General features: G+C 60.2%; 23 protein-coding genes. 4 read left to right on the forward strand and 19 right to left on the reverse strand.

Annotated elements, in window-relative coordinates; all coding sequences use genetic code 11:
* Window positions 1-24: 24 nt before the first annotated feature.
* Window positions 25-819 (forward strand): PfkB family carbohydrate kinase, encoded by a 795-nt coding sequence (locus FHT93_RS16780; RefSeq protein WP_183848478.1) that lies wholly within the window; start codon window positions 25-27, stop codon window positions 817-819.
* Window positions 820-955: 136 nt separating this feature from the next.
* Window positions 956-1,915, forward strand: coding sequence for a trypsin-like peptidase domain-containing protein (locus tag FHT93_RS16785; RefSeq protein WP_112971625.1), 960 nt, complete (start codon window positions 956-958; stop codon window positions 1,913-1,915).
* Window positions 1,916-2,001: 86 nt separating this feature from the next.
* Here FHT93_RS16785 and FHT93_RS16790 read toward each other — a convergent pair whose 3' ends face one another.
* From FHT93_RS16790 to FHT93_RS16820, 7 genes are all read right to left on the reverse strand, one after another.
* Window positions 2,002-2,895 (reverse strand): haloalkane dehalogenase, encoded by an 894-nt coding sequence (locus FHT93_RS16790; protein ID WP_183848480.1) that lies wholly within the window; start codon window positions 2,893-2,895, stop codon window positions 2,002-2,004.
* Window positions 2,885-3,484: a TetR/AcrR family transcriptional regulator gene (locus FHT93_RS16795; protein ID WP_113014777.1), complete on the reverse strand. Its 600-nt coding sequence runs from the start codon at window positions 3,482-3,484 to the stop codon at window positions 2,885-2,887. The genes FHT93_RS16790 and FHT93_RS16795 overlap by 11 nt, the downstream gene beginning before the upstream one ends.
* Before the next feature lie 335 nt (window positions 3,485-3,819).
* The gene (locus tag FHT93_RS16800) at window positions 3,820-4,236 is read right to left on the reverse strand and encodes an organic hydroperoxide resistance protein (protein ID WP_112542327.1); all 417 of its coding nucleotides are present in this window, start codon (window positions 4,234-4,236) and stop codon (window positions 3,820-3,822) included.
* A gap of 158 nt (window positions 4,237-4,394) precedes the next feature.
* Window positions 4,395-5,720, reverse strand: a complete 1,326-nt coding sequence (locus FHT93_RS16805; protein WP_113014776.1) for a HAMP domain-containing sensor histidine kinase — start codon at window positions 5,718-5,720, stop codon at window positions 4,395-4,397.
* Complete coding sequence (locus FHT93_RS16810) at window positions 5,717-6,457, reverse strand: response regulator (protein ID WP_112542329.1); 741 nt, start codon at window positions 6,455-6,457, stop codon at window positions 5,717-5,719. Before FHT93_RS16810 ends, FHT93_RS16805 begins: the two co-directional genes overlap by 4 nt.
* A 135-nt stretch (window positions 6,458-6,592) precedes the next feature.
* Entirely contained in the window at window positions 6,593-7,633 is a 1,041-nt protein-coding gene (locus FHT93_RS16815) for an alpha/beta hydrolase (RefSeq protein WP_113014775.1), read from the reverse strand.
* A 135-nt stretch (window positions 7,634-7,768) separates the two neighbouring features.
* Window positions 7,769-8,140, reverse strand: coding sequence for a DUF488 family protein (locus tag FHT93_RS16820; RefSeq protein WP_113014774.1), 372 nt, complete (start codon window positions 8,138-8,140; stop codon window positions 7,769-7,771).
* Window positions 8,141-8,364: 224 nt separating this feature from the next.
* Here FHT93_RS16820 and FHT93_RS16825 point away from each other — a divergent pair, with 224 nt between their 5' ends.
* Entirely contained in the window at window positions 8,365-10,137 is a 1,773-nt protein-coding gene (locus tag FHT93_RS16825) for a cytochrome c biogenesis protein DipZ (protein ID WP_183848482.1), read from the forward strand.
* A gap of 42 nt (window positions 10,138-10,179) precedes the next feature.
* Entirely contained in the window at window positions 10,180-10,938 is a 759-nt protein-coding gene (locus FHT93_RS16830; protein WP_113014772.1) for an alpha/beta hydrolase, read from the forward strand.
* Window positions 10,939-10,970: 32 nt separating this feature from the next.
* On the opposite strand, the gene dhaL (FHT93_RS16835) is transcribed toward FHT93_RS16830, so the two are convergent.
* From dhaL (FHT93_RS16835) to FHT93_RS16890, 12 genes are all read right to left on the reverse strand, one after another.
* The gene (dhaL, locus tag FHT93_RS16835; RefSeq protein WP_113014771.1) at window positions 10,971-11,627 is read right to left on the reverse strand and encodes a dihydroxyacetone kinase subunit DhaL; all 657 of its coding nucleotides are present in this window, start codon (window positions 11,625-11,627) and stop codon (window positions 10,971-10,973) included.
* A gap of 50 nt (window positions 11,628-11,677) precedes the next feature.
* A complete protein-coding gene (locus FHT93_RS16840; RefSeq protein ID WP_113014770.1) occupies window positions 11,678-13,768 on the reverse strand; it encodes a bifunctional sugar-binding transcriptional regulator/dihydroxyacetone kinase subunit DhaK in 2,091 nt (696 codons plus the stop codon).
* Between the two features lie 153 nt (window positions 13,769-13,921).
* Window positions 13,922-14,569, reverse strand: coding sequence for a dihydroxyacetone kinase subunit DhaL (dhaL, locus tag FHT93_RS16845; protein ID WP_113014769.1), 648 nt, complete (start codon window positions 14,567-14,569; stop codon window positions 13,922-13,924).
* 14 nt (window positions 14,570-14,583) lie between these two features.
* Window positions 14,584-15,579, reverse strand: a complete 996-nt coding sequence (locus FHT93_RS16850; RefSeq protein WP_183848484.1) for a dihydroxyacetone kinase subunit DhaK — start codon at window positions 15,577-15,579, stop codon at window positions 14,584-14,586.
* A gap of 22 nt (window positions 15,580-15,601) precedes the next feature.
* Window positions 15,602-16,372 carry an SDR family oxidoreductase gene (locus tag FHT93_RS16855; RefSeq protein ID WP_113207399.1) on the reverse strand — a complete coding sequence of 257 codons (771 nt, stop codon included), beginning with the start codon at window positions 16,370-16,372 and terminating at the stop codon, window positions 15,602-15,604.
* A gap of 56 nt (window positions 16,373-16,428) precedes the next feature.
* On the reverse strand, window positions 16,429-17,415 hold the full coding sequence (locus FHT93_RS16860; RefSeq protein ID WP_183848486.1) for a substrate-binding domain-containing protein: 987 nt from the start codon (window positions 17,413-17,415) through the stop codon (window positions 16,429-16,431).
* A 95-nt stretch (window positions 17,416-17,510) separates the two neighbouring features.
* The gene (locus FHT93_RS16865; protein WP_183848488.1) at window positions 17,511-18,515 is read right to left on the reverse strand and encodes an ABC transporter permease; all 1,005 of its coding nucleotides are present in this window, start codon (window positions 18,513-18,515) and stop codon (window positions 17,511-17,513) included.
* 40 nt (window positions 18,516-18,555) lie between these two features.
* A complete protein-coding gene (locus FHT93_RS16870; protein ID WP_183848490.1) occupies window positions 18,556-20,034 on the reverse strand; it encodes a sugar ABC transporter ATP-binding protein in 1,479 nt (492 codons plus the stop codon).
* A gap of 541 nt (window positions 20,035-20,575) precedes the next feature.
* On the reverse strand, window positions 20,576-21,559 hold the full coding sequence (locus FHT93_RS16875; RefSeq protein ID WP_112542341.1) for an ABC transporter permease: 984 nt from the start codon (window positions 21,557-21,559) through the stop codon (window positions 20,576-20,578).
* Complete coding sequence (locus tag FHT93_RS16880) at window positions 21,556-22,551, reverse strand: ABC transporter permease (RefSeq protein WP_112542342.1); 996 nt, start codon at window positions 22,549-22,551, stop codon at window positions 21,556-21,558. Before FHT93_RS16880 ends, FHT93_RS16875 begins: the two co-directional genes overlap by 4 nt.
* Window positions 22,548-24,086, reverse strand: a complete 1,539-nt coding sequence (locus FHT93_RS16885; protein ID WP_183848492.1) for a sugar ABC transporter ATP-binding protein — start codon at window positions 24,084-24,086, stop codon at window positions 22,548-22,550. Before FHT93_RS16885 ends, FHT93_RS16880 begins: the two co-directional genes overlap by 4 nt.
* Window positions 24,087-24,164: 78 nt before the next feature.
* Window positions 24,165-25,304 (reverse strand): sugar ABC transporter substrate-binding protein, encoded by a 1,140-nt coding sequence (locus FHT93_RS16890; protein WP_183848494.1) that lies wholly within the window; start codon window positions 25,302-25,304, stop codon window positions 24,165-24,167.
* Window positions 25,305-25,491: the final 187 nt, after the last annotated feature.

Consider the following 25,491-nt stretch of genomic DNA (forward strand, 5'->3'; position numbering starts at 1 on the left):
GAATATCGCGACGAGGGAGTTGGAATGGCAAGGATAATGGTGGTCGGCAATGCCAATGTCGACCGGATCTGGCGGCTCGACCGGCCGCTCGTGCCGGGTGGGAGGCTCTCCTGCCAGTCGATCGAGGAGCGTTACGGCGGCGGCGGCTTCCATACCGGCCTGGCCCTGCTCGATCTCGGCCATGAGGTGGTTCTGGTCACCAGCCTTAGCGATGACGATAGAGGACGCAGCTATCTGAAGGATCTCGGAAAGCGCGGTTTCAACACCGATTTCATCGATGTTGTACCCGGGGAGACAGCACCCGTCGATATCCTCGTCGATCCCAACGGCGAGCGCACCATCATCGCGCCGGCGGGCCGGCGGCGACCGGGCATAGAGAACTTGCCGCCGATCGATGCGTCGCTTGTCTATCTCAATGCACGGGTAATGAGCCCGGCTGCCCTCAGGCAATTGGAAGATTTCGACGTGGTGGTTTCGCAATATCCGCTCTCGGCCGAACGCCGGCCCGCGAATGTTTTGATCGCCTCGCGCTCGGACGTGAAAGGAACAGCGCAAACGGCCTGGCAGGCAGCTTCGGAAATCGCTGCGCCGCGACTTGGAACTCTCGTGCTGACGAGTGGCATGCAACCAATCGAGATCGTCAGTCAACGAGGTTCGATCATCATCGAGGTGCCGCCAGCGCCTCCTGCACGCGACACGACAGGAGCGGGCGATTATTTCGCCGGTGGCTACATCGATGCCATGGTCAGAGGCCTTGATGCCGGCGCGGCAGCGCTGGCCGCCTGCGAGATCGCTGCCTCTTACCTTGCCGCTTCCTGAAATCGCGGCTCTTGAAAGACGGGCACATCAATCTCACCTGATATCTCCATTGTTCACCTGTCGAACGACAGCCCTTTGCCATCAGCAGCCGCTGCCGGTCCTCAACATCGACGCCTCACGCGTCGGAGGAGATTTCATGGGATTCATTGATCGTGACATTCAGCCGTCGTCAGACGCCGGGCTGCTGGATGCCTATTCCGAAACGGTGTCGAATACCGTCGACATGGTCGGTCCGGCGGTCAGCCGTATCGAGCGCATTGGCGGACGAGCAGGGCATGGTTCCGGCTTTGCCATCTCGCCCGACGGTCTCATCGTTACCAACAATCACGTCGTCGGCGATGCGAAAGCCGTCACCATCAAGACACCTGACGGTACGGTCGTCGAGGGCCGGGTGCTTGGCCGGGATGAAGATACCGACCTTGCACTGATCCGGGCCAACGACTGGTCCGGCGCCTGGGCGCAGCTTGCCGACTCGAAAAAGCTGAAGCGCGGGCATATCGCTGTCGCCATCGGCAATCCGCTTGGCTTCGAATGGACCGTCACGGCCGGCGTCGTTTCTGCCCTCGGACGCTCGATGCGCGCCGCGAGCGGTCGCCTGATGGAAGATATCATCCAGACGGATGCGGCGCTTAACCCCGGCAATTCCGGCGGTCCGCTGGTCTCTTCGTCTGGTGAGGTCATCGGCGTCAATACCGCAGTGATACAAGGCGCACAGAGCATCGCTTTTGCAGTCGCCTCGAACACCGCCAAACATGTCGTGTCTGAAATCCTGCGTTTCGGCGAGGTCCGCCGCGGATATATCGGTATCGCCGCCGATACGGTTGATCTGCATCGGCGCATTGCGCTTGAAGCCGGCCTTCCGCAACGGACAACGGTCCGCCTGCGCCGCGTCGAAGATGGCGGCCCTGCCGCGAGAGCCGGCCTTCGTGAAGGCGACTACCTGCTTGCAATCGCCGGCCATCCGGTATCGGGGATAGATGACGTCGTCCGGCTGCTGGATGGGTCGACGATCGACGCCGATGTCGATGTGTTGATTTTCTCCATTGCGGGGCGGATCGAACAACGCACCGTTCGGCCGGCTAAAAGAGCACATTAGGCAACTGTTTAGCCGATATAGCTAAAGAAGAGAACGAAGCTGGAGATCGTGCTTCGTTCTCTAATCTCGGCAGGCTATGGCAGTCCTCAAGCGACGAGGCTTTCGGCCTCGATTTCGGCGATAAACTGGGCAACGGTCTCGCCGATGATTTCGGGGTGGTCCTCCTGCAGATAGTGCAGGCCAGACCCCAACTTCACCAGCCGGCAATTGTGCAGACGTCTCGCAAAATCCTCGGCAACCGCCAACGGAATGAGCGCACCCGGATCTCCAGCAAAGAGGAGCTTCGGATAGGTCGATGCCGCCAAAGCCTCATGTGCTTTTTTCATGCTTGCATAGACATCCGCCGGCTCACCGGCAATCGGCAGTTCATTCGGAAATCGCCAGGTTGGCCGACGCGAGGCCGGTGTGGGGAACGGCGCTCGATAGACGGCCATCTCCTCCTCGCTGAGTTGGCGGGAGGTTGCGCCGGGAAGCACGCCTTCAACGAAGATATTTTCCCTCAGGATGAGTTCTTCGCCCTCTCCCGGCGTGCGAAACTTGCGAAATATCTCACGCTCGGCACTGTTCTGCAGGAATTCGTCCCAGGTCGGTATCGGCCGGATGAACTCCATGAAGGCCAGGCCACGAACGAAGTCGGGACGGCGGGCGGCGAGATGGAGTGCCAGCCCGCTTCCCCAATCCTGGGCGACGAGATAGGCCGACTTAATGCCCATCGTCGCGATGAACGCATCGAGGTAACGCGCATGATCCTCGAAGCGATAGGCAATGTCCGGCTTGCCCGATTGTCCGAAGCCGATCAGGTCGGGGGCAATGCAATGAGCGGCCTCGGCGATAAGCGGAATGATATTGCGCCAGATATAGGACGACGTGGGATTGCCATGCAGAAGCAGGACGACAGGGCCGTCCGTCCTGCCGGCCTCGCGATATGCCATTTCGGAATCGAGCACCGGCACGCGCGGCAGACTGATATCATGTCTCATGGGTGTGATCCTTGAACACGGTGGCAAAAACGATCTTCTTGAACCGCTCCAGGGGCTGGGCATCCCGCGATACTTTCATGCGCAGGATCGCACCTTCCCATGAAGCAAGGAGGAATTCGGCCAGATCTTCCGAACCGATCGCATCATCGATCTCTCCGGAGGCCTGTCCTTCGGCAATGCAAGCCGTAAATGGCGCGCTCCATTCGCCAAAAATTTCCGCGAGCCGCGTGCGCAGCATCTCGCTCTGCGGCGCCGCCTCCAGGCTGAGATCGCCGATGAGGCAGCCACGACTGAAACCATCGGCAGCCAGACGGCCGGTGATGATATCGAGGTATTTCTCGATGCGCTGGCGTGGCCTCAGCCTCACATCCCCCAGCGCCGTCTCGATGGCACACTGAAGATCCTGAAAATAGAGATCGAGCACCTCCTTCGTGAATTCCTCTTTGGAACGGAAGTGGTTGGTAAACGAGCCCTGCGGCACGCCCGCCTCGGCAACGATGTCGCGAACGCCTGCGCCAATGTAACCCTTGCGGAACATGACCTTGCGGCCCGCTTCAAGAATGGTGTTTCGGTGTGAGTGCTTTGCCATGGCTGCTATAATACGTACGACCGTATTACAATCAAGAGTGAAATTGCCGGCGCGACGTAAAGGGCGTCAAACCGAAAAACATGCATAAAAATAAAGGCACCCGCCTACCGGCCGGTGCCTTGATCATTTCCACGATATCGAACTTAGCGGCCTACAGGGAACCAGACATTCCCGAGGTCGCAGCAAGTAGTCCGTATAGTGCCGACGGCTCATCAGAGAACACGTCATAAATACAGGGTGCTGCGAAAACCGCTGCTCCCAGAATGACAATGATGATCCTTTTCATCGAAGCCTCCATCGGCGCAGCCGGACTGCGCCTTCTGTTATCAGTAACCCTAGACGAGGTTCAGCTCGACATTGATGTTGCCGCGCGTCGCCTTCGAATAAGGGCAGGTCTGATGAGCCTCTTCGACCAGCGCTCGGGCGACCTCGGGCTCCAGACCCGGCAGGCTGATGTTGAGACGAGCCTGCAGGAAATAGGCGTCGCCCGTCATGCCGAGATCGACTTCCGCATCGACAGCGGTATCGGCCGGAAGCCTCAGCTTCCGCTTACCGGCAGCAAGGCCCATCGCGCCGATGAAGCAGGCGGACCAGCCGGCAGCAAAGAGCTGTTCGGGATTGGTGCCGGCATGGGCGCTGCCCGGAGGCGAAAGCTTCACGTCGAGCTGCGCGTCACTGCTGCGGGCGGAGCCGTCACGGCCGCCTGTCGTGTGGGTCTTGCCGGTATAAAGAACCTTTTCAATCGTCGTCATGAGAGCACTCCTCGATTTCGTGTCGCGAGTTGCGACATCTGGTGACGGAGTGGTTTTGACGGTTTGACGTATCCACTATGTTTCCGAAATCGGCCGAACTGTATCAAAGCGTAGCGCAGATCGATCTGGACATTTTCGCATACAAAACAGCGAAAAATTCAGTTGGCGCGGATGGTGACCTCGGCGGCCAATCCGCCGCCCTCGCGGTTATACAACCGCACTGAACCACCGATCGCGGCAGCCAGCTGCTGGGCGATGGCAAGACCGAGTCCGGTGCCGCCTGTCTCGCGATTGCGCGATTGCTCCAGCCGGAAGAAGGGCTGCATTGCAGCCTCGAGCATAGCCTCTGGAATGCCGGGGCCACGGTCCGTCACGGTGATAACGATCGCCTCTTCACCGTTTCGCTCGACGCCGATTTCGGCGGCCCCAGCAAATTTCAGGGCGTTGTCGATAAAATTCGTCAGAATACGACGCAACGCATGTGGCTTGGTCGATGCGACGCCCTGCACCAAACCGACCACACTGACGTCTTTGTCCATGTCCTGATAGTCGTAGGCGATGCTATCGATGAAGGACGAGAGATCAATGCGCGAAAACTTTTCACCACTGCCGTGGGCGCTGCGGGCATAGGCGATTCCGTCCTGCACCAGGCGTTCGATTTCGCCGAGATCGCGGACCAGCTTGTCCTTCTCGGGGGACTCATCTGCCATGTCGGCGCGCAGCCGCATGCGGGTGATCGGCGTTTGCAGGTCGTGGGAGATTGCGGCCAGTATCTGCACACGCTCCTCGAGATAGTGCGCAATTCGCTCCCGCATGGCGTTGAAGGCGCGAGCCGCATGGGCAACCTCGCTCGGCCCGCGCTCACTGAGCGGCGGCCCCTTCTTGTTCGGGTCAAGTTCATCTGCCGCCGCGGCAAGAGCGCCAAGCGGGCGGATCGCCTGGCGCACGGCAAACCATGTGCAGAGCACAAGCAGCGCCATCTGGATGGCAAGCACGTAGGGAAGCCATGCCGCAATGGGCATGGGCGGGCGCGGCGTGATGTCAATCGTCAGGGGACTTCCATCACTCAGCGTCAGATGCGCCTGCAGGCGGCTAATGTCGCCTGGGATGGATTCCATGCGGATCGGATAAGTACCCCCGATCGCCTCTTCGATCCTGCCGCCGATTTCCTTGCCCTTGCTGGAGTTATCGGGCACGCCCGGCAGACCCGGCCCAAGTTCGAAACGATAATTGCCGCGACTCAGGCGGTCGAGCAGGTCGCCCCGCTGATCCGCCGGCAAGCGATCGAGTACCGCAATCGAGGTCGCAACGTCACTCTCCAGCGTACCAAGCATGACGGCCTTGGCCGACATGGAACGCTCGACGAAGAGCACCGTGAATGACAGGCCGTAAGCAATCGCCAGGCCGAAGAGCAGGATAAGGAAAAGCCGGGCCCTCAGCGTGCTCGGCCAAAACCCGAAGCGAAGCCCCCCGCTCGCACTCATGACCTCGCCTCTTCAATCTCCACCGGAACGGAAAAGACATAACCCTCGCTACGCACCGTCTTGATATAGGTCGGCTCGCGTGCGTCATCGCCCAATCGCTGACGCACGCGGCTGACCAGAAGGTCGATCGAGCGGTCGAAGAGCTCCGCATCGCGGCCCTGGGTCAGGTTCAAGAGCTGATCGCGGTTGAGCACCCGCTGAGGATGATCGATGAAGACGCGCAGCAGACGATATTCGGCGCCGCTGAGCGCAATCTCCGTTCCCTGCCTGTCGAGAAGATGCCGGCCGACAGTATCGAGACGCCAGTCGCCGAAACGAAGCCATTGCCCCGCCTCCGAGATCTGCAGGTTCGGAGGCAGAGCGCGCGTGCGTCGCAGCACAGCCTTGATGCGCGCCAGCAATTCGCGCGCTGCGAAGGGTTTCGGCAGATAATCGTCGGCACCCATCTCCAGCCCGATGATGCGATCCATCTCGTCGCTCCTGGCCGTCAGCATCAGGATAGGCGTCGCCTTATGCTTACCTGCACGCAGCTCGCGGCAGAGCACGAGCCCGTCGTCACCCGGCATCATGACGTCGAGCACGATGAGATCGACCGTATTGCCTTCGAGAAAACTGCGCATCTGGCGGCCATCGGCCGCGACTGACGCCCGAAGGCCGTTCTTCTTCAGATAGCTCGAAACCAGCTCACGGATTTCACGATCGTCGTCGACGATCAGGATATGGTCGATATGCTCCATGTCAGGACTTTCGGATCCTCTATCTGTTGGCGCCAGCAGAATTTTTATCTTAACGCAGACTCACTGCTTCCTGTTTTGACTCTGAATTGGCTGCCGCGAAACAGGGAATTCCGTCCGCGGCAGCAAAGGCTGACTTTAGAAGCGATCGACATCCAGGATGGCCTGGGCAAAGGCCTGCGGTGCTTCTTGCGGCAGGTTGTGGCCGATGCCGCCGGTGATGGTGCGATGCTCATATCTGCCGGTGAACTTCTTGGCATAGGCAGAAGGGTCCGGATGCGGCGCGCCATTGGCGTCGCCCTCCATGGTGATGGTCGGCACTGTGATGACCGGGAAGGCGGCAAGTTTCTTTTCCAGCGCGTCATACTTCTTTTCGCCATTGGCAAGGCCAAGCCGCCAGCGGTAGTTGTGGATGGTGATCGCGACATGATCCGGGTTTTCGAATGCCTTGGCGGTTCGATCGAAAGTTGCGTCATCAAATTTCCACTGCGGCGAAGCGAGCTTCCAGATCAGCTTCGCGAAATCATGCCGGTTGGCTTCGTAGCCCTCGCGGCCACGTTCCGTAGCGAAATAGAACTGGTACCACCAGGACAACTCGGCCTGCGGCGGAAGCGGCTTCTTGTTGGCTTCCTGGCTGCCGATCAGATAGCCGCTGACAGAGACCAAACCCTTGCAGCGCTCCGGCCAGACGGCGGCCAGGATGTCCGCAGTGCGGCCGCCCCAGTCATAGCCGCCGATCACGGCACGCTCGATCTTCAAAGCATCCATGAAGGCGATGATATCGATGGCGATGGCAGCCTGCTGACCGTTGCGCGGTGTCTTCGCGGAGAGGAATTCGGTTGTGCCATAGCCGCGCAGATAGGGGATCAGTACCCGGTAGCCGGCATCGGCGAGCGCAGGCGCTACATCGACGTAGCTGTAGATGTCGTAGGGCCAGCCATGGAGCAGCAGGACAACCGGACCATTTGCGGGACCGGCTTCAGCGTAGCCGACATTCAATACGCCAGCCTTGATCTGCTTCAGCGGTGCAAAGGACGTATTCGAACCTGGCGTGACGGCGGGCGCGGTCACCTGTGACTGGGCGCCGGCGGCGCTGGTCAGGCCAAACTCGACGGCAGCCATGGTCATGGCCGCAACACCGAAAAAACGACGACGCTGAATATTGATTTCGCTGGACATTGGCTTTCTCCGTTTCAAGTTGATGGCAAGGAGAAAACAGCTCGCATGTATCCCCGATGTTTCGGTATCCGCTTCAATTGCATGCGGATGTAGCATCCGGGCTTCCGGATACGTTCTGATACAATGGCTGCCTTCCTAATCGAAAATCCGTTTGATGAGGAAATCACGAAGCACGACGGCATTGTTGTGCTCATCATCGCGGGCGGCATAAAGCAGGGTGACCGTGCCTTTTTCTGCGAAACCGAGCACCTGATCTACCTCTTCCTCCTTTTGCCGAAGCTCGACGATGTAGCGCTTGCAGAACTCCTCCCAGCGATCGGGCTCATGATTGAACCAGTGGCGCAGCTCGGTGCTGGGTGCGACCTCCTTCAGCCAGGCATCGAGAGCAGCGCGGTCTTTGCTGAGGCCGCGCGGCCAGATGCGATCGACAAGCAGGCGGGCGCCATCGGCAGCAGCTTTGGCCGCATAAACCCGCTTCAGCTTTATATTCTCCTGACTGATCGTCATGTGATCCTACCTGCTCCGCCACGCTCTCCCAAAAGAAGGTTCCATCGGCGAGACATGATGCGGGAAGATAGCGTAGCCCTCATCTGTGCGCTTCCTACACTTCGGTACACATTGCCATAAAACCAGACACATCCGAGATACATCGCCTCGACCAGATAGCCACGTTGCTGATCGGGCCGCATCGCCGTCCAGAGTCCGATCACCCGGTTTCAAAGGAAACGACGATGACACTTCTTATCATTGCTTATCTTGGAGGGGCGCTGACCATATTCAGCCCCTGCATTCTCCCCATTCTCCCCTTCGTCTTTGCCCGTGCCGGACAGCCATTCGTGCGCAGCACGCTGCCCATGCTGATCGGCATGGCCGCAACATTCGCGTTGGTAGCGACGCTTGCGGCAGTTGGCGGCAGCTGGGCGATCAACGCCAATGAATATGGCCGCCTTGCCGCGCTGACCCTGCTTGCCATCTTTGGCATCAGTCTTCTTTCGCCCCGTATCGCAAGCTTCATCACCCAGCCTGTCGTCGATTTCGGCAACCGCCTGCTGAACGCTTCCGGCAAGACCGGTGCTGCGCCGACTGTGGCGAGCGCGCTCGTTCTCGGCGTCGCGACCGGTCTGCTCTGGGCGCCCTGCGCCGGGCCAATCCTCGGTCTCGTACTGACCGGCGCCGCACTCCAGGGCGCGAACCTGCAGACGACGTTCCTGCTGCTTGCCTATGCCGCTGGCGCCGCCACTTCGCTGGCTGTTGCACTCTCAGTCGGCGGCAAGATCTTTGCCGGCATGAAGAAGTCGCTTGGCGTCAGCGAGCGCATTCGTCAGGGCCTCGGCGCTGCCGTACTCGCAGGCGTCGCTGTCATTGCACTCGGTCTCGACACTGGCCTGCTTTCGCAGCTTTCCTATGCCAGCACCGCATCCTTCGAGCAGGCCCTTCTCGACAGGGTGAATGTGAAGCCAACCGATGGAGGATCGTCCGAAGTCGCGAGCAACGACAAGGCGATCGGTCTTGCCGATGCGAAACCTTTCCATAGCGATCTGCCGGTCGAAGGTCGGGCGCCATCGCTGGACGGTGCCGTCGAATGGCTGAACTCGCCGCCGCTGACTATGGAACAACTCCGCGGCAAGGTCGTACTCGTCGATTTCTGGACCTATTCCTGCATCAACTGCATCCGCACTATCCCCTATGTCCGCGCCTGGGCTGAAAAATACAAAGAACAGGGCCTTGTTGTTATCGGCGTGCATGCCCCGGAATTTGCCTTCGAAAAGAAGATCGACAATGTCAAAAAGGCCATTGGCGACTTCAATATCGGCTATCCGGTCGCAATCGACAACGACTACAAGATCTGGCGCGCCTTCGATAACAGCTACTGGCCGGCTCATTACCTGATCGATGCCAAGGGCAAGATCCGCGAACATCACTTCGGCGAAGGCAACTACCGGCAGACCGAGCAGGCGATCCAGGATCTGTTGCGCGAAGCCGGCAGCGAGACGGCAACAAGCGCACCGGTCGTGCCGGATGCGAAAGGTGCCGAGATGAGCCCGGACCTGAAGGACATCGGCTCCGGCGAGACCTATATCGGCTATCAGCAGGCCACCGGCTTTGCCTCCAATGAGAGCATGCGCGCCGATGCCACCAGGGACTATTCAGTCAAGCAGCCTGGTCTCAACCAGTGGGGTCTTTCGGGCAAATGGACTGTCGGCGCTGAAGAGGCGACCCTCGATCAGTCAGGCGGCGGCATCGCCTACCGCTTCAGCGCCCGCGACCTGCATCTCGTTCTTGGCCCAGCGACTGACGGCAAACCGATCCGCTTTCAGGTGACGGTCGACGGCAAGGCGCCAGGTGCCGACCACGGCAGCGATATCGATGCCGATGGAAACGGCACGGTGACCTCGACCAAACTCTACCAGCTCGTGCGCCAGTCCGGTGCCGTGGAAGCACGCAACTTCGAGATCCGTTTCCTCGATCCCGGCGTCCAGGCCTACGCCTTTACCTTCGGCTGAACTTCCTACTCCCGTTTAACTTGAACAACAGGAATAAACACCATGAAATACAAGTATTTTTCCACACTCGCCATCGCCTTCGCCACCAGCGTCATCGCTTTCACCGCCCAGGCAGCAGAGGTGAAGAACATCGTCATCGTCCACGGCGCTCTTGCCGATGGTTCCGGCTGGCGCCAGGCGACTGAAATTCTCGAAAAACGCGGCTTCAACGTCACCATCGTCCAGGAGCCAATCACCTCGCTTGCCGATGACGTCGCCGCCACCAACCGAGTACTGGACCTGCAGGACGGCCCAACCCTGCTCGTCGGCCATAGCTATGGCGGCATGGTCATCACCGAAGCCGGCAACAGCCCCAATGTGGCGGGCCTGGTCTATGTCGCGGCCTTCCAGCCGGACAAAGGGGAAAGCCTCATCAGCCTGGCGAGTTCCAAGCCGGCTGGCGGCATGAATATTCGTGAGACGAAGGACGGAAAATATCTTTACCTAGACCCGGCCGCCTTCGCGAACGACTTCGCCGCCGACCTGCCGAAGGACGAGGCGGCATTCCTCGCGAAGTCACAGGTCTTCGCCTCCAAGGAGGCTTTCTCTGCCAAGGCTGGCGATCCTGCCTGGAAGGCCAAGAAAAGCTGGACGGTGGTGGCCACCGAAGACCGTTCGATCAATCCCGATCTCGAACGCGACATGGCAAAGCGGGCAGGCAGCACGGTGACGGAGATCAAGGCAAGCCATGCTGTCTTCGCATCTCAGCCGGAAAAGGTTGCCGATGTGATCGCAAAGGCAGCCGAGGCGGCCAGCAAGTAATCGGATCAAAAGTAGCAACCGGAGCCGGTGGATCACTCCGCCGGCTCGTTCTCAGTGAATGTCTCCTTCATCGCTCTGATAATGACGACGGCCGATGCCGCGCCGGGATCGATGTGGCCAAGGGATCGTTCGCCGAGGCGGGCCGCCCGCCCGCGGGTCGCAACCATCGAACGGGTCGAGCGTGCGCCGGCATCACCGGCTTCCAGAATGTCGTTCCACATGTCCGAGACGGTCGCCTGCCGGTCGCGGGCGGCAGCTGCCGCTTCGGTTGCCGGGATCCAGGCATCCAGCATGGTCTTATCGCCGCGCTGGCCTTTGCCGCGATCCCGGATACCTGATGTCATGGCCTCGACAATTGCGGCCTGAGAGTCGATCGAAAGCGTCTCGTCCCGCTTCAGGGCCTGCGCGGCCTTGCGGAAGGCGGTGGCATAGAGCGGGCCGGTCGATGCGCCAACGGCATCGAGAAAGGCGGATGCGGCAAGCGAAAAGACCTCTGATGGCAATATTGTATCGAGATCTTGCTTTGCCAGTTCGCCATTCACCGCCTGGAAGCCGAGCGACATGGTAATGCCGTGGTCGGCATCGCCGATCGCGCCATCCAGATCGGAGAGATGATCCTTCTCAGCCGAGATCGCCACCGATATCCGGTGAAACATCCTGCTGAGGCGGCGGGCCGCGTTTGCCGACATGCGTATCCTCCCAATTCATGCAGCCCAGTTCCCTGGGATGCTTTTACTTTTCAGTTTACGACCCTCAGAAACGCGGTATCGCAGGGGTGGTGCAGCAGATCCGTCAATTCCTGATCGAGATGCAGAATGGATATGGATGCGCCGACCATGTCGAGCGATGTGCAATAATGCCCCACCCAGTTCGCTTCGATCTTGATCCCCTTTGCGCTCAGGCGCTGTTCCACCCGTCGATAGAGAATATAGAGCTCCATCAACGGCGTGCCGCCGAACGAGTTGACGAGAACGGCAACGCGGTCCCCCGCCACCGGTTTCATTTCCGAGAATATGCGATCCATGACGACATCGACCACGGCATCGGCGCTCATCATCTTTTCACGCATCACGCCCGGTTCGCCGTGGATGCCCATGCCGATTTCCATATCGTCGGGACCGATCTCGAAATTGTGGCGACGCGTTTGCGGCAGCGAACAGGGCTCCAACGCAACACCCATCGTGAAGGTGCGGTCATTGGCTTTTCGCGTTGCTGCCTCGCAAGCATTCAGCGACAGACCACGATCGCAGGCCGCACCGGCGATCTTGAAGATAAAGAAATTGCCGGCGACTCCGCGGCGGCCATCCCGATCCTCTACTGGCGAGGAGGAAATATCGTCGGTGGTAACCACGGTACGGACCTCGATATTGTCCTCCGCGGCCATTTCGGCAGCCATCTCAAAATTCATGACGTCGCCGGCATAGTTGCCGTAGACGAACAGTACGCCCTCCCCGCCCGATGCAGCCCTGGCGCATTGCAGGATCGGCCCCGGAGGCGGGGAGGAAAAGATATTGCCGACCGCGACAGCATCGGCGAGCCCCTTGCCCACATACCCGAGGAAGGCCGGCTCGTGGCCGGTGCCGCCGCCGACGACCAGTCCAACCTTGCCCGCCCGGGGGCCTGCGCGGGCAACGAGCGCGCGGTTGGAGCCGTCGACCGGGCGGAGGTAGCCCGCATGCGCCTTGACGACGCCCTCGAGCATTTCCTCGACGACGTCGTCAGGGTTGTTCAGGAACTTCTTGATCTGGGTGCGCGCGCTGTTCAGCGGCGCTGAAATCTCACTTTCCACACGCGGACGCTGGAGGCTCTTCTGAGCGATTTCAGTAACCCCGTCGGCATTGAGGATGCCGCGGCCCGTAGCTGCATCGGTAATGAGGACATTGACATAGCCGCCGCGAAGCGTCGCGAGAATGGCCGGCACCTTGTCGAAGCCGCCGGCAACAGCAATGCGCATGTTGATCTTCTTCAGGAGATCAAGCGAGATGCCGACCGTCCGGTCGTCCAGGGGCCCGGCGACGGGCCGTCCATGGCCATCGATGAAGCGTCCCGCCACGACACCGGTCGCATCCTTCGCCAGGTAGTCCTGCAGCGATACGGACTCAAAAAAACCGCTGGTGTGGATGGTGGAATTCGGCCGCATAGAAGCGATGCCGAAAATCACCCTGTTCGCCCGTGAAAGCGCCTCGAACTGACGATCAATCAGCGGTTCACGCATCAGCAGATCACGCACTTCGGCGCTGGACACAATGGCAGGCGCCGCAATGTTGATGAGCCGGCCGTCGACCGCATCGGCAAAGGCTGCAGCACAGAGTTCCGGCGTATAGGCGAAAGTTGCGCTCGTGCCACCGGTGGCCTGCACGATGGTCATATCCTGCAGGCCCGAGATGGCGGCCTGCTCGCCAACCGCCATGATGGTGCGTCCCCAGACAACCGCCAGGGTGTCGCCCGACTTCAGGAGCTTCTGCAGTGCCTGCGCGCCTGCTGCACCAAGCCGCTCGATCAGCGGCCGCGCATTGTCGTCGCTCGGCACGACAAGACAGTCATGCAGGCCGAAATGCCGCTTCAGTTCCTGAGCGATGGTGAGCGAACTGAGGCGTGAGGGTTCGATGGAAATATTGACGATGCCGCGAGCGCGCGCATCGGCGAGGTAGCTGTTCACCGTAGCGCGCGAAATGCCCATGGTCTCGGCGATGTCGCCCTGAGTCATGCCGTCTTCATAATAGAGCCAGCATGCCCATACATAGGGATCGTCGCCGTAGCGCAGCGGGATGGGTTCGGCCGAAACGTCTGCCGCGTTGTTCTTTCGTGCCGATGATGTCTTAGCCGTCATCCTGCCTGGTTTCTCCTCGTCTGCAATCGACGGCGAAGATGAGCGTAAAAGCTGCAGTTTTCAACGTGCCTTCGCCCGATTGTTCCCGGCCGCCGAAGCGGCCGGGAAGGTGATGCAAGGGAGGATCGCGGGCTCTCACCAAAGCCCGATCTGTCAGGCCGACTGCAGCCTCGGTTCTACGCCTTCAGCCAGCGACGTCAGGATCAATGCACAGGATGTCGCGCCTGCATCAAGCACACCGAGCGAACGTTCGCCGAGCCGACTAGCGCGACCGATCTTTGCGACGAGATCGCGTGTGCTGTCGCGTCCTGCCTCGGCAGCTGCGACGAGCGCGTGAAGCGCCTCGGCAAAGGACTTTCCGCTGCCGATTGCCGTATCGAATGCGGTGATCGCCGGCACGAGTGTATCGAGCAATGTCTTGTCGCCGACCTTGGCCGAACCGATCGCCTGAATACCGTCGAGACCATTGTGGAGCATGGAGCTGAAGGCGGCGGCATCGATCGCATCGGACTTTTCGATGGTTTCAGCAAACTGCGTGAACATCACGCCGTAAAGCGGCCCCATGGAGCCGCCGATCTCCGTCATCAGAACCGTGCCGAGCGTGTCGAGCGCTTCAGCCAGCGACATGTCGGTTCCCTTGATGCGCTCGGCGGCCATGCCGAAACCCTTGGCCATGTTGACGCCGTGATCGCCGTCTCCGATCTTGCCGTCAATTTCGCTCAGATAGGCGCGATTTTCGATGATCCGGTCGGCCAGCGAGAGAACGATTTCACCCGATCTGGCATTCTGAAATTGCTGCATTGACCCGCCTCCCCTCAGAGCATCGCAGGGCACTGGACATCGACATCCAGCAGTCGCTTCAGTTCGTCGTCCAATGCCATCACGGTCAGTGTCGCGCCGACCATTTCCAGCGATGTGAAATAGTTGCCGATATAGACCTTGTGAATCTTCAGTCCGCGTCCGGTGATCTCGGATTCAATCGTATCGTGGAGAATATAGAGCTCGTTAAGCGGCGTGGCGCCAAGGCCGGACACGATAACGGCGACTTCGGTTCCAGCAGCAAGCTGATGATCTTCGAGAACGATCTTCGCCATCTCCTCCGCGACGTCCCTGGCCGATTTCAGCGGCTCGACACGCACGCCGGGTTCGCCATGGTGGCCGATGCCGACCTCCATCGTGCCAGGCTCGATGGTGAAATTGGGATGCCCGACGGAAGGCAGGGTACAGGGGCCGAGGCCGACTCCGATCGAACGGCAATTGTCGATCGCCTTCTGCGCGGTCGCCCTGACTTCCTCGAGGCTTGCGCCCTCGGCAGCTCTCGCGGCGCCGCACTTCCACATGAAGATCTCGCCGGCAACGCCACGACGCTTCTCGCGCTCCTCGGGGCTTGCGGAACAGACGTCATCATTGGCGACGACCGTGGCGATCTCGATGCCTTCCTTCGCCGCCAGCTTGATCGCCATCTTCACATTCATGTTGTCGCCGGCATAGTTGCCATAGAGGCAGACGACGCCCTTGCCGCCATTGGCTTCGCGGGCCGCATCGAGGAAGCTCTTTGCGGTTGGCGAGGAGAAAAGTTCGCCGACTGCCACGGCATCCAGCATGTTGCGGCCGGTATAGCCGATGAAGGCCGGTTCATGCCCCGAACCGCCGCCGGTGATGACGCCCACCTTGCCCGTGACCGGTGCGTGACGGGCGGCGATGACACGGGGATTTTGTGCTGATTGCCTTACGATGTCGGCATGAGCCTTGACGAAACCTTTGACGGTATCTTCGACGACCTCATCCGGATTGTTGATAAATCGCTGCATTATAACTCCTATCTACCGCGCGTCAGATAATGGTGTAACCGCCGTCGACCAGAAGGTCCGCGCCGTTGATCATATCGGCACCATTGGAAGCCAGGAACACCGCCGCGGCCGCAATCTCCTCCGGAAAAGCAAAACGACCGGAGGGAATGCGCTGTTTCAGCGCCTCGCCGCGCGGGCCATCCCATGCCTTCCTGCCGAGATCGGTCAGGACGACTGTCGGAGAGATGGTGTTGACGGTAATGCCGTGTTTGCCCCATTCGGCGGCAAGCGTCTTGGAGAGACCGATGACGCCGAATTTCGAAGCACAGTAGGCGACGTGCTGATCGATCGCGACGGTGCCTGCCTGCGACGCCATGTTGATGATCTTGCCACCCTTGCCCGCCTTGATCATGGCGCGGCCGGCAGCCTGGGAGACCAGGAACGTGCCCTTGAGATTGATGGCGATCGTCTTGTCCCAGGCGTCGAGACCCAGGTCCTCGGCCGGCGCAAGCATGACGACGCCAGCGCTGTTGACGGCGATATCGATGCGGCCGAAGGCAGCTTCGATATCAGCAATCACATTCTCGACCGACTGCGGATTTGACACGTCACAGACAAAGGATCTGGAACCGTTGCCGAGCTCTTCAGCCTTGCTTCGTGCCACCGATTCATTGATGTCGATGACGGCAATGACAGCGCCCTTGGCGGCCATGGCGGATGCAATGGCGCTGCCGATACCGGACGCGCCGCCCGTAACCAGAGCGACCTTGCCGCTCAGGGAAAAGTTCAGGTCAACCTCTTTGGAATCAGTCATGGCTCTCTCTCGAACTCAGGGTTTGGGGCGGGATATGATCCCGCCCCCAGCGAGGATCACTTGCGGGTAGACAGCAGCTGATCGACGTTTTCAGCCGTCACCGGGGTCCACGGAACATTGTAGGTCTTATCCTTACCGCCGTTCCAAGGCATGTCCTTGTAGGTGGTCCAGATATCGGACTCCGGCTTGTAGTCGCCCTCCTTGGCATTAAAGATCGCCAGATCCAGGGCGCCCTGAGCCTGAGCGCGCGCATCTTGCAGGATCGACGTCATTTCGCCCGCCTTGACCGCACGCAGGGCATCGGTGACGCCGTCGATGCCGGCGATCGCGAAGCTCTTGACGTCGAGACCGGCAGCCTTGACCGCTTCGATGGCGCCAAGCGCCATTTCATCGTTCTGGCCGATGATACCGTTGATCTGGTTCGGATGAGCCGTCAGCCAGTTTTCCATCAGCGTCTGGGCCTCCGCGCGCGACCAGTTTGCCGTCTGGTCTTCGAGAACCTTCACATCCGGGCACTCGGCAAGCGCCTTCTTGTTGCCTTCCAGGCGCTGGATCTGGGCGGACTGACCGACCGGGCCTTCGATGATAACGACATTACCCTTGCAGCCGATCTTGTCCAGAACGCTCTTGGCTTCGAGATAGCCGGACACAGTATCGTCGGAACCGACATAGGATGTCAGCTGATCGGAGTTGACGCGGGTGTTGGAACCGATGACCGGAATGCCGGCATCGACGGCCGACTGGACGGCGGCCGCACCTGCATCGACGTCGATCGGGGCGAAGATGATCGCGTTATACTTCTGCGTGATCATCGTCTTGAACTGGTCCTGCTGGACCAGCGCATCATAGCGGCCGTCGAATACCGTCAGTTCGACTTCGCCGCTCTTGACGGCCGGGTGGTCCTGGAGCGCTGCCGTCCAGATCTGCATGAATTCTGCGTTGAGGCCGTAAGGGGCTGCGCCGATCTTGATCTTTTCCTGGGCTGCGGCAGACGTTGCCAGCAGCGCCGTTGCCGAAGCAAGCGCAATCAGAAGATTTCTCATTTCCATTCTCCTCCACTTTGGGTTTAGGCTGCCGGCATGGCTTGCCTGTCGGACGGGGCGGCGAGCTGCCTGCCCCCGAATTTCTGCTGGTGAGCTCAAGCTCCGAAATTTCGTTTCTGGTCGAGCATGACGGCGCCGACGATCAGGGCACCCTTCAGGACCTGCTGGTAGTAGGACTGGATACCCATCAGATCGAGGCCATTGTTCATGACACCGATGATGAGGGCGCCAATCAGTGTTCCCGTCACACGGCCAACGCCGCCGGAAAGGCTTGTCCCGCCGATGACGACTGCCGCGATCGCGTCCAGCTCATAGGCGACACCTGCCTGCGGCAGACCCGAACCGGTACGGGCGCTGAGCAGAATACCCGCAAGCCCTGCCAGGCCGCCCGAGATGACATAGACGGTGAAACGGATACGATCGGTATTGATGCCCGAAGTCTTGGCTGCATGCGGATTGCCGCCGACGGCATAGATGTAGCGGCCGAAGCGCGTGCGGTTGAGGATCCACCAGGAGACCGCAAAGACGACGGCAAGCACGATGACCGGCGCGGGAACGCCGAACACGTCGCCGGTGCCGATCCAGCGGAAGGCAGGTGTCAGCGCGGGGACCGGACGGCCCCCGCCGTAGATCAGCGTCATGCCGCGGGCAGCCGAAAGCATGCCGAGTGTCGCGACAAAGGCCGGCACCGAGAAACGTGAGACGATCACACCCGAGATCGAACCGCAGATGATGCCGACGAACACGCCGACAAGCAGGCCGACGGCGACCGGATAAGGCGAGCCGATGACACCCGCCGTAGCAGACGTCGTTGCAAAACTTGCACTGACGATGCCGGCGAGCGCGACGACCGAGCCGACCGACAGGTCGATACCGCGCGTCAGGATGACGAAGGTCATGCCGATCGCCAGCACGCCGTTGATCGACGTCTGCAGCAGCACGTTGGAGATATTGCCGCCCGTCAGGAAGAATTCGTTCGAGAACGACAGGATAATGACCAGGATCAGGAAAGCGAGGAAGATCCCGTATTCCTGCATGATCAGGCGCCGCTGTTCCGTCTTGAACCAGCCACCCGTACTCTTGTTCTCACTCACTGACACTGCCTGCTCCTCTGGTGCCGGACGAACGCCCTGACTCTGGTCAGGTTGATAAGTGGACGAGTGATTGGGCATTCGTCTCCTCCCGGCTGTATATTCCGGCGCTCTTGCCGCCGCGCATCACCATGATGCGGTCCGACATGCCGAGAACTTCGTCGATTTCCGATGAGATCATCACCACAGTGCCGCCGCCTTCGGCGAAATCGCAGATGATGCGATAGATTTCACGCTTGGCCCCGACATCGACGCCGCGCGTTGGCTCATCCAGCAGCAGGACCTTGGGGTTGCGCAGGAACCACTTGCCGAGGACGACCTTCTGCTGATTGCCGCCGGAAAGGCCTGATACCGGCATGGTGTCGCGTGCTGCCTTGATTTGAAACTGCTCGCGCATCCGCCGGCTGGCGTCCAGTTCCTTCGCATGGTCCATGGCAAAGGCCGGGCTCAGTGCCGGCAGGCTCGCCATGCAGATATTGGCGCGAACCGAGTCCGACAGATTGAGGCCAGTCTGCTTGCGGTCTTCGGTGACCAGCGCCAATCCGTGAGCCATCGCATCCGAGGGCTTCGAGACGAGGATCGGCGCGCCATCAACCGAGATGCGCCCGGCGGACGGCTTGTCGAGACCGAAGAGACAGTTGAAGATTTCAGTACGGCCGGAACCCATGAGCCCGTAAATGCCGAAGATCTCGCCTTTGCGTGCGGCAAATGAAATATCCTCGATCTTGTTCGGGCAGGAAAGCGCGCTAACCTCCAGACCAACATCCGACGTCGGTCTATTGGTCTTGACATATTCCTCGGCGAGTTCCCGTCCGACGATCATGCGGATCAGGCTCGGCCGGTCGATCTCCGACAAGGCGCCGGCACCGATGAAGGAGCCGTCGCGGAAAACCGTATAGGAATCGGCAATCTGAAAGATTTCCGATAGGCGGTGCGAGACGTAGACGATGCCACGCCCCTGGGCCTGAAGGTGACGGATCGCCGCAAAGAGCTGCTGGGCTTCACGCTCGCCGATGGCCGAGGTCGGCTCATCCATGAAGATGACTTCGGCGTCATGGCTCAGTGCCTTAGCGATCTCTACCAGCTGCATCTGCGCGACCGATAGGTTCATCATGTATTGGGTGGCCCGGATGTCGAACTCCAGCTCGTCAAGCAGCTTCTGCGCCGCCCGGTTCATGCTGCGGAAATCAATGCCGCCGAAACGGGCAGACGGTTCACGGCCGAGATAGATGTTCTCGGCAACCGTCATGTGTGGAACCGGGCTCAGCTCCTGCTCGATAATGGCAATACCGGATGCGAGAGCATCCGCAGGACTGGAGAAATCCACTTCCTGGCCACGGCGGCGGATCGAGCCGGCATCGCGCTTGTAAATGCCCATCAGGATTTTCAGGAAAGTCGATTTGCCGGCGCCATTACCGCCGCAGAGCGCGTGAACCGAGCCGGCGCGAAGTTGGAAGCGGCCGTCGCGCAGTGCCGCGACACCGCCAAAGGACTTCCTGAGCCCCTCCACTTCCAACAAAAATTCCACGTCTGTCTCCTCCATGCGTGCGTCTGGCGACTACGCTCCAGCGCGCCCATCGGACACCTGGAAACCTCCGCCAAATGTCGACGCTGACAATATTCAAGTTATGATCGACAAATGTCAAGTGACGCGTGATCATATAAATGTCAGGTCGTCGGGAGACCAGGAACCACGCAGAAAAAGCCAGCATTTGCAGGCTTGAGAGCGTTGTCACGACGAGAAAGAGGACCTTGGGGAAGCTGGAAAGAATTTACGCGAATATATTGCCACCGGGGCACCAGAGCCAGCAAACTGCTGTTGCGTGCCATGGCCTTGCATCGGCTGGAGAGGCCGGCACAACGGTGGCATATCTAGGTGATTCAGGCTTCTATGAAGCTATCCGGCCGAGCGTGGCCAGGTGCACAATGCGCAGGCCATCGCCATCGATGCACCGGAAGTTGGCCCCTACTGTCGATAGCAGCATCGTCTCCAGCTTCGGCTCGAATGACCCATCCGCCGAAACATCGAGGCAAGCGACTGCCCGGATGGAATGAAATACTGAATTTCGTCACAAGACCTTCTGCCGCCCGTAAAGCAGCAGCATGCCGATGATGACGGCGCCATAGATCAGCTGACGGCCAGCCTCCTCGATCTGCATGACCGAGAGAATCGACTGCAGCAGAGTGATCAGGATGACGCCGGCGACAGTTCCGAGATAGGAACCCTTGCCGCCAAGCACGTGCGTACCGCCAAGCACCACGGCAGCAATCGACGGCAGAAGATAGGCATCACCCATGGACTGGGATGCTTTCGAAGCATAACCGGCGAGAAGCACGCCGCCGAGTGCGCTGAGACCGCCCGACATAATGAAGGCAAGAAGGGTGATCCTGCGCGTATTGATGCCGGACATGTAGGCGGCACGTTCGCGGTTGCCGATCGCATAGAGCGACCGGCCGAAGGTCGTGCGTGTCAACAGGAAGACGGCGAGCAAGCCGACGGCGAGCCAGACGAGAACGCCGTTCGGAAGCCCGGGAATGGCATAGCCGGTTGCCAGGAAGCGCATGGCGGCAGAGGCCGAATCCTGCGGCGAGAAACCGCCGGTGTAGACGACCATCAGCCCTTGCGCGACAGCGTTGGTCGCAAGCGTGATGATCATCGAGGGAATGCGCAGATAGGCGACCGCGATGCCGTTGACGAGGCCGATCGTAGCACCGCAGAGAATACCGAAGGGGATTGCGAGAACCGCGCCGGTCGTTCCGTAAGCAGTGGCAGCGCAAGCCATCATCGCTCCTGTCGTCACCACCCAGGGCACTGACAGGTCGATCTGGCCAAGCAGGATGACCGCCATCATGCCGGTTGCGATGACGCCGAGGAAGGAGGCGACTTTCAACTGCTGCAGCAGGTAGTCCAGCGACAGGAAATTAGAGGAGTAGAGCGAGCCGCCAAGGAGCAGCAGGATGATGCAGCCGAAGGCGATTGCCACAGCTGGATCGACGCCGCGCAGTCGGGCGGGCACAGGAATTTGCCGCATTGTGGAAGCATCCTCGCTCATTGGAACCACTCCAGACGATTGCGAACACGCGACAGGCCGATGCAGCCGATACTGACCGCCAACATCAGCACCACGCCTTGAAAGAGCGGCTGCCAGAGCGGATCGAGATCGAAGACGAACAACAGGTCGCCGATGGTGCGGAAGGCCAGCGCACCGAAGACGGCACCGACGGCGCTTCCCTTTCCGCCCGCAAGCGAGACACCACCGAGCACCACTGCTGCGATCGAATAGAGCGTATAGGCGTTACCGCTCGCAAAGGCCGCCTCGCCCGTATACGAGAAAAAGGTCAGATAGAGCCCGCCAATTGCCGAAAGCAGGCCTGCCAGCGCGTAAGCCGCAAGCTTTGCCCTCTTTACCGGCATCGCCGACATGTAGGCGGCGTTTTCCGCCGATCCGACCGCATAGGCGGTGCGGCCGAGGACCGAACGGCTGAAGGGCACCCAGATTATCAGTACGATGAGTGCAAGCACGACGAGGCTTGCCGGCACGACGCCAAAGAGCTTCGAGGTGAAGACATCGGCAAGATCTTCATTGACCGAGCCGCCCGGTGTGGGCCGCAACAGCAATGCCAGCCCGTAAAAGACCGCACTGGTCGCAATGGTGGTGACGATCGGCTGCAACCGACCGAAAATGATGACCAGCCCATTGAGCAGGCCGCAGGCGAGACCCGTCAGGAGCACAGCTGCGACACCCAGCCCGGTCTGCAGCGGCGTGCCGACCACGAGCCATGAGGCAAGGCAGTTGCACAGGATGAGGATCATGCCGACAGAAAGATCAATGCCAGCCGTGATGACCACGAAACATTGCGCCATGGCCACGAAAGCGAGCAGCGTTGCCTTGTTGGCGGCGGTCTGCACCACGTTCGGCGTGAAGCCGGCGGGATGGTTTGAAACATAGATGATGAACATCAGGATGAAGAGCAGCGCTGCGAAAAGCGTGCCCTTCTGCTGAACGTACCGATAGCGCCATTCGCCCGTCGACTGCCTGCTCATTGGGCCATCCTTTTCTGCGCCTCGCCGGCATCGATGTTGAGCGCGGCACTGACCAGTTCGCGTTCGGTGATCTCGTCTCCTTCGAGGACGCGGATGATGCTGCCATCATACATGACGAGCACGCGGTCACAGCAGCCCACCAGCTCGTCATAGTCAGTCGAATAGAAGATGATGGCCGCACCCGCATCGGCAAGCTTGCGCAGCAGGGCATAGATTTCCTGCTTGGTGCCAACATCGATGCCACGGGTCGGATCGTTGAGAAGGATGATGCGCGGCCTGTTCATCAGCCATTTGGCGATCACCACCTTCTGCTGGTTGCCACCAGACAGGGATGCGACCGGCATGTCGATCGTCGTTGCCTTGATTGACAGGAGCTTCAGGAGTTCGTCGATCTCGCGAAGCTCGGCAGCGCGGTCGATCACGCCGTTGCGCGAAACGCGGTCAAGCGCTGCGATCGACAGGTTCTCACGAACGGTCATCGGCAGCATGAGCCCTTCCGTCTTGCGATCTTCCGGGATCAGCGCCATGGAGATATCACCTGATTTCGCCGCGCCGGGGCTCTTCAACCTTATCGGTTTGCCATCGACCGCCACCTCGCCCCTGAGGTCGCGCAGCACGCCGAACAGCGCCAGCAGCAATTCACGCTGCCCCTGCCCGTCCAGTCCGCCGAAACCAATGATCTCACCGGGACGCACATCGAAGTTGATCCCGGAGAGCCGATCCCCCCAGGAGAGGCCGCGGCAGGACAGAACCGGCGCGTCTGCCTTCGGGTGCAGCGGCTTGGGCGGAAAGACGTTGGTATATTCGCGGCCGATCATCAGCTCCACCACCTGCTGGTCGGACTTGGTGCCGGCGGGATAGGATTCGATGCTGCGGCCGTTTCTAAAGACCGTGCAGTCATCGGCGAGTTCTGCAATCTCATGCATGCGATGTGAGATATAGATCAGCGCCATGCTCTCGGCCCGAAGCTGCTTCAGCACGCCGAAGACCTTCTCGACATCGGATTGGGTCAGGGCCGAAGTCGCCTCGTCGAGGATCATCAGCCGCGGCTTGCGGGCGAGCGCCTTGGCGATCTCAACCATCTGGCGGCGCGAAAGCGGCAGATCCTTCACGAGAGAGGCGGGATGAATATCGGCAGCACCGGCGCGGGCAAGTGCTTCTTCGGCAATCTGGCGCTGCTTGTTGCGGTCGATCATGCCGAAACGAAGCGGCGGATTGCTGATCACGATGTTGTCGGCCACCGAGAGATCCGGAATGAGCGACAGTTCCTGGAAAACACATACGATACCGGCAGCATTGGCGGCAGCCGGCGAGGCAAAGGAGATTTCGTTTCCGTCGAGCAGCATGCGCCCTTCGTCAGGCGCGACCACACCGGCCATGATCTTGATGAGGGTCGATTTGCCGGCACCGTTTTCGCCAAGCACGGCGTGGATCGCGCCGGGGCGCACGGCGATATTCGCTTCCTTCAGCGCAATCGCGCCGCCATAGCGTTTCGATACGCCTTCCAGGCGCAGAAGCGGTTCGGAAAGGATCATGCATCCAGCCTCCATTCGGTCGCGTCGAGATCGAGACTGCGGGCGCGAACGCCCGCAGTCAGGTCCGGATGGTGGCGCTTACTGGTTTTCCTTGGTCTGCCCCATGATTTCCTGTGCGGAGAAGTTGATGCCGCAGGTCGGGAAGGAATTGCCGACGAAAAAGTTGTCGGATTCCTTGGGGTAGAAATCCTCGCCTTCCTTGAAATCGGGATCGGAAACGAGTGCCGTCGGCAGCTTGACGGCCTGAGGAACGATCTGACCTTCGAGAGCCGCGATGGCAGTCTTGATGGCAACCGCAACCTGCGCCGGGCCGGTACCTGCTGATGAGCACTTCAGACCATCCCCCGCATGGGCGGCGCAGAACTTGCGGAAGCCGTTCTCCGTCTCACCGCCGAAGGGCACGAACGGATGCTTCGCGTCGATCATCGCCTGCACCACGCCGGTGTCACCGCCCTGTGCGGTGATGCCATCAAACGGACCATTGGTGGCAATCGCATCGGCCGCTGCCTTCTGCGCTACACCATCATCCCACTTGCCAACGACTTCGGTGACGGTGAATTTCTTGCCGGAAGCATCCAGAGCTTCATGAATCCCATTATGGCGATCGGTATCGACGGAAGTGCCGGCTACGCCGCGTACTTCCAGGATCTTGCCGCCCTGCGGCAGGTGTTTTGCCAGCCAGTTGGCCCAGATGACGCCAAGGCCCTTCTGATCGACGTTGACGTTGATTGCGTCCTTGGTGTCAAGGATGTTGTCGAAGGCGACGAGAACGACGCCGGCCTCCTTGGCGCGCTTGATGACCGGACCGAAGGCTGTCGGGTTCTGGGCGTTGACGACGACGGCATCGTAGCCGGCATCGATGAAGTTGTTGATCGCGGAAATCTGGGCCGGAACGTCCTCGCCGGTCGATACGACCTTGAATTCTTTCAGCTTGGCGGCGACATCCGGTTGGGCAGCGTATGCCTTTGCCGTCTGCACCATCTGGATGCGCCAAGTATTGGCGATATAGCCATTCGCAAGGGCGATGCGGTAAGGACCATCCTTCTTCGGATATTGCAGGAACTGGGTTTCGGCCGACCACGGAACCATGCAGTTCGGATCGGCGGCGGGGCCGGACACGACCTTTGGTTCCGCCATGGCCGTGCTGCAGAGCAGAGCAAACGCCGACGCGGAAAACGCGGCGATACGGGCCATCTTCGCTTTCTTCACCTTAAGCATTGAATGTCTCCTCCTCAGGCGGACCCAGGCCGCCCTCCACAAAATCTTATTTGCATGCTGATCCCGGAAGGTTCCATCCCATCCTTTTCCGGTACATTTCGAGCCTAACATAGTTGACAGCGCTGTCAAATCGTATTTGCTAGCGCTGTCAACTGGAATTTTCCGAGCTAAATATTTCGCAATTGCG

It is taken from the genome of Rhizobium sp. BK379 (assembly GCF_014193955.1).
Taxonomy (GTDB): Bacteria; Pseudomonadota; Alphaproteobacteria; order Rhizobiales; family Rhizobiaceae; genus Rhizobium.

Coding starts and splice junctions, on each gene's coding strand:
- FHT93_RS16860 (WP_183848486.1), bottom strand. CDS start 17,415: ATGAGAAATCTTCTGATTGCGCTTGCTTCGGCAACGGCGCTGCTGGCA.
- FHT93_RS16890 (WP_183848494.1), bottom strand. CDS start 25,304: ATGCTTAAGGTGAAGAAAGCGAAGATGGCCCGTATCGCCGCGTTTTCC.
- FHT93_RS16840 (WP_113014770.1), bottom strand. CDS start 13,768: ATGACGGCTAAGACATCATCGGCACGAAAGAACAACGCGGCAGACGTT.
- FHT93_RS16820 (WP_113014774.1), bottom strand. CDS start 8,140: ATGACGATCAGTCAGGAGAATATAAAGCTGAAGCGGGTTTATGCGGCC.
- FHT93_RS16825 (WP_183848482.1), top strand. CDS start 8,365: ATGACACTTCTTATCATTGCTTATCTTGGAGGGGCGCTGACCATATTC.
- FHT93_RS16850 (WP_183848484.1), bottom strand. CDS start 15,579: ATGCAGCGATTTATCAACAATCCGGATGAGGTCGTCGAAGATACCGTC.
- FHT93_RS16815 (WP_113014775.1), bottom strand. CDS start 7,633: ATGTCCAGCGAAATCAATATTCAGCGTCGTCGTTTTTTCGGTGTTGCG.
- FHT93_RS16800 (WP_112542327.1), bottom strand. CDS start 4,236: ATGACGACGATTGAAAAGGTTCTTTATACCGGCAAGACCCACACGACA.
- FHT93_RS16855 (WP_113207399.1), bottom strand. CDS start 16,372: ATGACTGATTCCAAAGAGGTTGACCTGAACTTTTCCCTGAGCGGCAAG.
- FHT93_RS16785 (WP_112971625.1), top strand. CDS start 956: ATGGGATTCATTGATCGTGACATTCAGCCGTCGTCAGACGCCGGGCTG.
- FHT93_RS16790 (WP_183848480.1), bottom strand. CDS start 2,895: ATGAGACATGATATCAGTCTGCCGCGCGTGCCGGTGCTCGATTCCGAA.
- FHT93_RS16830 (WP_113014772.1), top strand. CDS start 10,180: ATGAAATACAAGTATTTTTCCACACTCGCCATCGCCTTCGCCACCAGC.
- FHT93_RS16885 (WP_183848492.1), bottom strand. CDS start 24,086: ATGATCCTTTCCGAACCGCTTCTGCGCCTGGAAGGCGTATCGAAACGC.
- FHT93_RS16880 (WP_112542342.1), bottom strand. CDS start 22,551: ATGAGCAGGCAGTCGACGGGCGAATGGCGCTATCGGTACGTTCAGCAG.
- FHT93_RS16805 (WP_113014776.1), bottom strand. CDS start 5,720: ATGAGTGCGAGCGGGGGGCTTCGCTTCGGGTTTTGGCCGAGCACGCTG.
- dhaL (WP_113014769.1), bottom strand. CDS start 14,569: ATGCAGCAATTTCAGAATGCCAGATCGGGTGAAATCGTTCTCTCGCTG.
- FHT93_RS16810 (WP_112542329.1), bottom strand. CDS start 6,457: ATGGAGCATATCGACCATATCCTGATCGTCGACGACGATCGTGAAATC.
- FHT93_RS16780 (WP_183848478.1), top strand. CDS start 25: ATGGCAAGGATAATGGTGGTCGGCAATGCCAATGTCGACCGGATCTGG.
- FHT93_RS16875 (WP_112542341.1), bottom strand. CDS start 21,559: ATGAGCGAGGATGCTTCCACAATGCGGCAAATTCCTGTGCCCGCCCGA.
- dhaL (WP_113014771.1), bottom strand. CDS start 11,627: ATGTCGGCAAACGCGGCCCGCCGCCTCAGCAGGATGTTTCACCGGATA.
- FHT93_RS16795 (WP_113014777.1), bottom strand. CDS start 3,484: ATGGCAAAGCACTCACACCGAAACACCATTCTTGAAGCGGGCCGCAAG.